Genomic DNA, 8540 nt, shown 5'->3' with positions numbered 1-8540 from the left:
TACCAACGCATAGCATAGCAGTAAGAAGTACCGAAGCAGTCCGGTTGATCCCGATAACCTGGAACGGAAGAGGCGCCATGTTCAAGACACAGCGAACTACTACCGCTAATTAGCGACAGTAGTCGAGGTGCGCCTTCGGACCCGGTGGATTGGGGTTAAATCGAAAAACAACGCAGCCTTGGCTGCGTTTTTTTTCGTCTGTCGCTTATTGGCTCCCTGCTATCCTGCTCGGTCGCCCGTGGGTGGATCCGAGCGAAGTCCCCGCTGCCAGGCCCATGCTGGTTTCACGAAAGGCATGAGCCGGGCGCTACAAGATGCTTTTTATTCGCTTGCCGGCCGCACGGCGCTGGCGGGTGGATTTCTGATGAGGTGCAAGATGATCGCAATCACGCTGCCGGATGGTTCCCGACGCGAGTTCCCCGGCCCGGTAACGGTGGCCGAAGTGGCGCAGAGCATTGGCTCGGGCCTGGCCAAGGCAGCCCTGGCGGGCAAGGTGGATGGGCAGATGGTCGACACCAGCTTCCTCATCGAGCGCGATGCTGATCTCGCCATCGTCACGGACAAGGATGCTGATGGCGTTGATGTGATCCGTCACTCGACGGCGCACTTGCTGGCCTACGCTGTCAAGGCACTGTATCCCGAGGCGCAGGTGACGATCGGCCCGGTGATCGAGAACGGCTTCTACTACGACTTCGCCTACAAGCGCCCGTTCACGCCCGAGGACCTGGTCGCCATCGAGAAGAAGATGGCCGAGCTCGCCAAGAAGGACGAGAAGGTAACGCGCGAAGTCTGGAGCCGCGACGAAGCCGTGAAGCTGTTCGAGTCGATGGGCGAGAAGTACAAGGCCGAGATCATCGCCTCGATCCCGCAGGACCAGGAGATCGGCCTGTATCGCGAAGGCGAGTTCGTCGACCTCTGCCGTGGCCCGCACGTGCCGTCCACGGGCAAGCTCAAGGTCTTCAAGCTGATGAAGGTGGCGGGTGCCTACTGGCGCGGCGACGCCAAGAACGAGATGCTTCAGCGCATCTATGGCACGGCCTGGGCCAAGAAGGAAGACCAGGAAGCCTACCTGCACATGCTGGAAGAGGCCGAGAAGCGCGACCACCGCAAGCTGGGCAAGCTGCTTGACCTGTTCCACCTGCAGGAGGAGGCGCCGGGCATGGTGTTCTGGCACCCGAAGGGCTGGCAGGTGTGGCAAGCGGTGGAGCAGTACATGCGCGGCCGCCTGACGCAGGCCGGCTATGAAGAAGTGCGCACGCCGCAAGTGATGGATCGTTCGCTGTGGGAGAAGTCAGGTCACTGGCAGAACTACAAGGAGAACATGTTCGTCACGGAGTCGGAGAAGCGCGACTACGCGATCAAGCCGATGAACTGCCCCGGGCATGTGCAGATTTTCAATCACGGCCTGCGCTCCTACCGCGACCTGCCGCTGCGCCTGGCCGAGTTCGGCGCCTGCCATCGCAACGAGCCCTCCGGCGCGCTGCACGGGCTGATGCGCGTGCGTGGCTTTGTGCAGGATGATGCGCACATCTTCTGCACGGAAGAGCAGATCGTCGCGGAGGCCAAGGCTTTCAACGAGCTGGCGTTCTCCGTGTACGACGATTTCGGCTTCAAGGATATCGCGGTCAAGTTGTCGCTGCGCCCGGATCAGCGCGCCGGTTCGGACGAGGTCTGGGATCACGCCGAGGAAGGCCTGCGCCTGGCGCTGCGCGCCTGCGGCGTGGAGTGGGAGGAGCTGCCGGGCGAGGGCGCCTTCTACGGCCCCAAGGTGGAATACCATATCAAGGACGCCATCGGCCGGTCTTGGCAATGTGGCACGCTGCAGCTGGACCTGGTGCTGCCGGAGCGCCTGGATGCCGAATACGTCTCCGAAGACAACTCGCGCAAGCGCCCGGTCATGCTGCACCGGGCCATCCTGGGCTCTTTCGAGCGCTTCCTGGGCATCTTGCTGGAAAACCACGCCGGCGCGCTGCCCGCCTGGCTGGCGCCAGAGCAGGTCCTGGTGCTGAATATTGCCGACTCGCAGGCGGAATATGCCGAAAACGTCGTGCAACTGCTGCAAAAACAAGGATTTAGGGCTAAGGCGGATTTGCGTAACGAGAAAATTACGTATAAAATCCGCGAGCATTCCCTTCAGAAGATTCCCTACCTCCTGGTAGTGGGCGACAAAGAACGGGATGCCAGTCAAGTGGCCGTGCGTGCCCGTGGCAACGTGGATCTGGGCGTGATGTCCGTTTCCGCGTTTGTGGAGCGTCTGCAACAGGACGTTGCCAGCAAAGCCTGATGGGATGAGCACGGCTTGTTTTTTGTCTTCTTGAGGTAACGCAACATCGCTACAGACAAAGGTCATCGCATCAATCGCGAAATCAGCGCACCCGAATTGCGCTTGGTCGGGGTTGATAACGAGCAGCTCGGCATCGTCAAGTTCATGGACGCGCTCCGCCTGGCTGAGGATAAGGACTTGGACTTGGTGGAAATCGCTCCTACAGCGGTGCCGCCGGTTGCCCGTATCATGGATTACGGCAAGTTCAAGTACGAGGAAGCCAAGCGCGCGCACGACGCCAAGCTGAAGCAGAAGATCATCCAGGTCAAGGAAGTCAAGTTCCGGCCGGGTACGGATGATGGCGACTACAACGTCAAGCTGCGCAACCTGAAGCGCTTCCTCGAAGACGGCGACAAGACCAAGATCACGCTGCGTTTCCGCGGCCGTGAGATGGCGCACCAGGAAATCGGCGCGCGTGTGCTCGAACGCCTGAAGGCGGACCTGGAAGAAGTTGGCCAGGTCGAGCAGATGCCGAAGATGGAAGGCCGCCAGATGGTGATGGTGCTGTCTCCCAAGAAGAAGAAGTAAGATTTTGCGCGCCGCTGCGGCCCGGAGGGGAATCCCTCCGGGCGCGGCGTCGTGCGAAAGCAGCGCAGAGGCCGCACGCGGCTTTAGCGCAACAATAAGTGGATGCGGGTTTTGCAAGTGTCGGCGCTAGCTGGCCACCTGCATGCATGTCATAGAAGCTGGAGTATTTCATGCCGAAGATGAAGACCAAGAAAAGCGCCTCCAAGCGCTTTACTGCGCGTCCGAATGGTTCGTTCAAGCGTGGCCAGGCCTTCAAGCGTCACATCTTGACCAAGAAGACCACCAAGAATAAGCGCCAGTTGCGCGGCACCCAGGACGTCCATGAGACGAACCTGAAGGCCGTTCGCGCAATGATGCCTTACGCATAACCCTAACGAAAACGAAAGGAGCATTACATGCCTCGAGTAAAACGTGGGGTCACTGCACGGGCCCGCCATAAGAAAGTCATCGTCGCCGCCAAGGGTTTCCGCGGCCGTCGCAATAACGTCTACCGTATCGCCAAGCAGGCGGTCATGCGTGCTGGCCAGTACGCATACCGCGATCGCCGCAACAAGAAGCGCGTGTTCCGCGCTCTCTGGATTGCGCGTATCAATGCTGCTTCGCGTGAGCATGGCATGACCTACAGCGTGTTCATGAACGGCCTGAAGCGGGCTTCGATTGAGCTGGACCGCAAGGTGCTGTCGGACATGGCTATTCATGACAAGCCTGCCTTTGCCGCCATCGTCAACCAGGTGAAAGCCACCGTTGCCTGATGCCGGCTCCGGGGTGCCACGCTAGTGTCTAGTGTGGTTTCCCGGGCAAGCACCGACCGCAAGGTCGACAGCATTTCCGCCAAATTTGCCTGAGCAGCGCTTGTCGCCGCGATGGCGATTCGGCCGGACATGCAGAAACGGGGCTCCTCACCGAGCCCCGTTTTCATTTCGGATACCGTTTCGCGCGCCGTTCCTGGTTCGATGCAAGACGACATCCGAAACGAAGCCCGCCACGCCCCCCGGTGCCGCGCGGGCTCTGCACCTACATCGCACTTAGTGCCAACCCACGCCCGGGCCCAGCGTGACCCGGACGCCAAATTTATCGCCGACCGCCGCCATGTCTCTGGATCCGGATCAAATCGTCGCCGACGCCCAGGCCGCCTTCGCTGCAGCCAACGACAACGCCACGCTGGAAAACGAAAAAGCCCGCTTTCTCGGCAAGACCGGTGCGCTCACCGAGCTGCTCAAGAGCCTCGGCAAGCTCGACCCGGAAACGCGCAAGAGCGAAGGCGCGCGCATCAACCAGGCCAAGCAGCAGGTCGAGGCCGCGCTGCAGGCACGCCGCCAGGCGCTGGCCGATGCGCTGATGAACGCGCGGCTGGCCGCCGAAGCCATCGACGTCACGCTGCCGGGCCGCGCGGTTGCCCGTGGCAGCCTGCACCCGGTGATGCGCACCTGGGAGCGCGTCGAGCAGATCTTCGGCTCGGTGGGCTTCGATGTGGCCGATGGCCCCGAAATCGAAACGGACTGGATGAACTTCACCGCGTTGAACAACCCGGACAACCATCCGGCCCGTTCGATGCAGGACACCTTCTATGTGGACGGCCGTGATAGCGACGGCAAGCTGCTGCTGCTGCGTACCCACACCAGCCCGATGCAGGTGCGCTACGCGCGCATGCACGTGGAGAAGTACAAGGGCCGCGAGATGCCGCCGATCAAGGTGATCTGCCCCGGCCGTACTTACCGCGTCGACAGCGACGCCACGCACTCGCCGATGTTCAACCAGGTCGAAGGCCTGTGGATCGGTGATGACGTGAGCTTTGCTGACCTCAAGGGCGTGTACACGGACTTCCTGCGCAAGTTCTTCGAGCGCGATGACATCCAGGTGCGTTTCCGCCCCTCGTACTTCCCGTTCACCGAACCGTCGGCGGAAATCGACATGGCCTTCGGCAACGGCAAGTGGCTGGAGATTTCCGGCTCGGGCCAGGTGCACCCCAATGTGCTGCGCAATATGGGCCTGGACCCCGAGCGCTATATCGGCTTTGCCTTCGGTTCCGGCCTTGAACGCCTGACCATGCTCCGCTACGGCATCAACGATCTGCGCCTGTTCTTCGAAGGCGACGCGCGTTTCCTGCGCCAGTTCGCCTGAGGCGCGTATCCGCGCCAGAGCACATCGTCACCGACACCCCAGAACAGAATACTTACCGGATCAGAAGCGCCATGCAATTCTCGGAATCCTGGCTTCGCAGTTTCGTCAATCCCGACAAGATTTCCACCGATGCGCTCTCGCACAGCCTGACCATGGCCGGGCTGGAAGTGGAAGAGGTCGGCCCGGTCGCGCCGCCTTTCAACAAGGTGGTGGTGGCGCGCGTGCTTTCCACCGAGCGCCATCCCAACGCGGACCGTCTCAACGTTTGCCAGGTCGATGCCGGCACCGGCGAGACCCTGCAGATCGTTTGCGGCGCGCCCAATGTGGCGCCCGGCGTCCTGGTGCCTTGCGCGCTGGTCGGCGCGGTGCTGCCGCCGTCCGAGGCGGGCGGCAAGCCGTTCGAGATCAAGGTGGGCAAGCTGCGCGGCGTGGACAGCTTCGGCATGCTCTGCTCGGCGCGCGAGCTCAAGCTGTCGGAGGACCACGGCGGCCTGATGCTCCTGCCCGAAGATGCCAAGATCGGCATGGACATTCGGGAGTACCTGGACCTGGACGACCAGGTCTTCGTCATCAAGCTCACCCCCAACAAGGCCGACTGCCTGTCGATCCACGGCGTGGCGCGCGAAGTCGCCGCGCTGACCGGTGCCGCGCTGCGCCTGCCGGAGATGAAGCCGGTTGCCGTGACGCTGGCCGACAAGCTGCCGGTGAAGATTTCCGCCCCTGACCTGTGCGGCCGTTTCTCGGGCCGTGTGATCCGCGGCGTGAACGCGCACGCGGCCACGCCGGCATGGATGGTGCAACGCCTGGAGCGGGCAGGGCAGCGCAGCATCTCCGCGCTGGTCGACATCTCCAACTACGTGATGCTTGAGCTCGGCCGTCCCTCGCACGTCTTCGACCTGGACAAGATCCACGGCGGGCTGGATGTGCGCTGGGGCCGCAAGGGCGAACAGCTCAAGCTGCTCAACGGCAATACCGTGGAGCTCGACGAGCAGGTCGGCGTGATCGCCGACGACAAGGAGATCGAGAGCCTGGCCGGCATCATGGGCGGCGACAGCACCGCCGTGACGCTCGACACCACCAACATCTACCTCGAAGCCGCCTTCTGGTGGCCGGAAGCCATCCAGGGCCGCTCGCGCCGCTTCAACTTCTCGACCGATGCCGGGCACCGCTTCGAGCGTGGCGTGGACTACGCCACCACGGTTGAGCATATCGAGCGCATCAGCGCGCTGATCCTCGATATCTGCGGTGGCCAGGCCGGCCCGGTCGACGACCTGATTGTCAACCTGCCGCAACGCAAGCCGGTGCAACTGCGCGTGGCGCGCGCCGAGCGCGTGCTTGGCATCGAGCTGTCGCCTGCAGTCATCGCCGACGTGTTCCAGCGCCTGCAGCTGCCGTTTACCCGCGAGCAAGGCGCGGACGGCGAAGTGTTCGTGGTTACGCCGCCGAGCTATCGCTTCGATATCGAGATCGAGGAAGACCTGATCGAGGAAGTGGCCCGCATCTACGGCTTCGAGCGCATTCCGGCACGTCCGCCGATCGCCGAAAGCGAGATGCGCCCGACCGACGAAGCACGCCGCTCGACCCACGCTGTGCGCCACGCGATTGCCGCGCGCGATTACCAGGAGGTGATCAACTTCGCCTTCGTTGAAGAGAAGTGGGAGCGCGATTTTGCCAGTAACGACAACCCGATCCGCCTGCTGAACCCGATCGCCAGCCAGTTGGCGGTGATGCGTTCCACGCTGATCGGTGGCCTGCTCGACAAGGTGCGCTACAACCTCAACCGCAAGGCATCGCGCGTGCGGATGTTCGAAGTGGGCCGCGTGTTCCATCGCGACGCCTCGGTTGCTGATGGCGGCCTGACGGTGGCCGGCTATCGCCAGCCGATGGTTGCAGGCGGCATTGCCTACGGCCCGGCCTTCGAGGAGCAGTGGGGCATCGCCACCCGCCCGGTGGACTTCTTCGACGTCAAGGGCGATGTCGAGGCCTTGCTGTTCCCGCGCATTGCGCGCTTCGAGCCGGTATCGCATCCCGCGCTGCATCCAGGCCGTGCCGCGCAAGTGGTGATCGACGGCAAGGTGGCCGGCGTGATCGGCGAACTGCATCCGCGCTGGCTGCAGGAGTACGAACTGACGCAAGCGCCGGTCGTGTTCGAGCTGGACCTGCAGGCGTTGCGTGAAGTGGGCCTGCCCGGCTACACCGAAATCTCCAAGTTCCCGGCCGCCGTACGCGACCTGGCGCTGGTGGTAAAGCAGTCGGTGCGCGTGCAGGACCTGCTCGACGCCATGCGCGAAGCCCTGGAAAAACAGGGCTCCGCCCGCTATTGCCAGAGCCTGGTGCTGTTCGACGAGTTCCGTCCCAAGGCGGCTTCGGCGGCCATTGGCGCGGACGAGAAAAGCCTTGCGTTCCGCATGACCTTGCAAGATACTGGGGCGACCCTCCAGGACGAAACCGTCGACAGCGCGGTGCGTTGCATGGTCGAAGCCGCCAGCGCTGCATTCCAGGCGCGGATGCGCGGCTGATCCACCAGCTGACATGACAATGGAGCGCCCGGACTTCCGCATCCGGGCGGATCGCCACACCGAATGACAATGAACGATCGACACGCGTATCTCATGGCCTCTGCAATGGGTGAAGCAGGCGACCGCCAGGCAGCCTCGCTCGACGACGATACGTCCGACGCTCGCGCCGCTGAGGTGCCGACCCTCACGAAGGCCGAGCTCGCTGAAATGCTGTTCGACCAGGTTGGTCTCAACAAGCGCGAGTCCAAGGACATGGTCGAAGCTTTCTTCGACGTGATTCGCGAAGCGCTGGAACAGGGCGACAGCGTCAAGCTCTCCGGCTTCGGCAATTTCCAGCTGCGCGACAAGCCGCAACGTCCCGGCCGCAATCCCAAGACGGGCGAAATCATTCCTATCACGGCACGACGCGTGGTGACGTTCCATGCCAGCCAGAAGCTCAAGGGCCTGGTGGAAGAGCGTGCCGGCCTGGTAGCAGTGCCCGGCTGATGGTTTGCCAGCAGCGTGACGACTCGTTATCCTGCTGAATCCGTGTATCACGCTTGTTTGCGCGCTAGCCCGCGCGAGCACCACAACCTCTCCCGGCACGGCCTGAAGCCCGCCCATTCACCGTATGTCGGAAAGATCCAGCGAACGCATCTTGTTGCCGCCGATTCCCGCCAAACGCTACTTCACCATTGGGGAAGTCAGCGAGCTTTGCGCCGTCAAGCCGCATGTGCTGCGCTACTGGGAGCAGGAGTTCACGCAGCTCAAGCCCGTCAAGCGACGCGGCAACCGGCGCTACTACCAGCATCATGAAGTCCTGCTGATCCGGCGCATCCGCGACCTGCTGTATGAGCAGGGCTTCACGATCAACGGTGCTCGCAATCGCCTCGACGAAGGGCGGCAGCACAGCCATGCCGCCACCGAGGACGAACAAGCGCTGGCAGCAGAAGCCGCCGGTGAAGCGCCGGTTTTCTCGCTCGACCTCAACAACCTGCGCAACGAACTGGTAGAAGTGCAGCACCTGCTCGCGCAGCTTCAACAGATCGCGAAGCACGAATAAAAAGTGC

General features: G+C 62.7%; 8 protein-coding genes. All 8 read left to right on the top strand.

The features are described from left to right. Positions 1 to 376 precede the first annotated feature (376 nt). The 8 genes from thrS (at position 377) to AC1RQK_RS03665 (ending at position 8533) form a co-directional block, all read left to right on the top strand. Positions 377 to 2284, top strand: a complete 1908-nt coding sequence (thrS, locus tag AC1RQK_RS03700) for a threonine--tRNA ligase (protein ID WP_492807716.1) — start codon at positions 377 to 379, stop codon at positions 2282 to 2284. A 45-nt stretch (positions 2285 to 2329) separates the two neighbouring features. Next, entirely contained in the window at positions 2330 to 2851 is a 522-nt protein-coding gene (infC, locus tag AC1RQK_RS03695) for a translation initiation factor IF-3 (protein ID WP_081488948.1), read from the top strand. A gap of 170 nt (positions 2852 to 3021) precedes the next feature. Beyond that, a complete protein-coding gene (rpmI, locus tag AC1RQK_RS03690; RefSeq protein ID WP_006163215.1) occupies positions 3022 to 3219 on the top strand; it encodes a 50S ribosomal protein L35 in 198 nt (65 codons plus the stop codon). 27 nt (positions 3220 to 3246) lie between these two features. Then, positions 3247 to 3603: a 50S ribosomal protein L20 gene (gene rplT, locus AC1RQK_RS03685; protein WP_006163216.1), complete on the top strand. Its 357-nt coding sequence runs from the start codon at positions 3247 to 3249 to the stop codon at positions 3601 to 3603. Between the two features lie 337 nt (positions 3604 to 3940). Next, positions 3941 to 4972, top strand: coding sequence for a phenylalanine--tRNA ligase subunit alpha (pheS, locus tag AC1RQK_RS03680; protein ID WP_043345035.1), 1032 nt, complete (start codon positions 3941 to 3943; stop codon positions 4970 to 4972). A gap of 71 nt (positions 4973 to 5043) precedes the next feature. Further along, positions 5044 to 7491: a phenylalanine--tRNA ligase subunit beta gene (pheT, locus tag AC1RQK_RS03675; RefSeq protein WP_492807713.1), complete on the top strand. Its 2448-nt coding sequence runs from the start codon at positions 5044 to 5046 to the stop codon at positions 7489 to 7491. A 69-nt stretch (positions 7492 to 7560) separates the two neighbouring features. Continuing rightward, complete coding sequence (locus tag AC1RQK_RS03670) at positions 7561 to 7977, top strand: integration host factor subunit alpha (RefSeq protein WP_267606194.1); 417 nt, start codon at positions 7561 to 7563, stop codon at positions 7975 to 7977. A 124-nt stretch (positions 7978 to 8101) separates the two neighbouring features. Continuing rightward, a complete protein-coding gene (locus tag AC1RQK_RS03665; protein WP_492374726.1) occupies positions 8102 to 8533 on the top strand; it encodes a MerR family transcriptional regulator in 432 nt (143 codons plus the stop codon). The last annotated feature ends 7 nt before the right edge of the window (positions 8534 to 8540 follow it).

It is taken from the genome of Cupriavidus sp. GW822-FHT02D05 (genome assembly GCF_058802485.1).
Note: the sequence above shows the minus strand (reverse complement) of the source record. Positions and strands in the feature narration are given on the sequence as shown.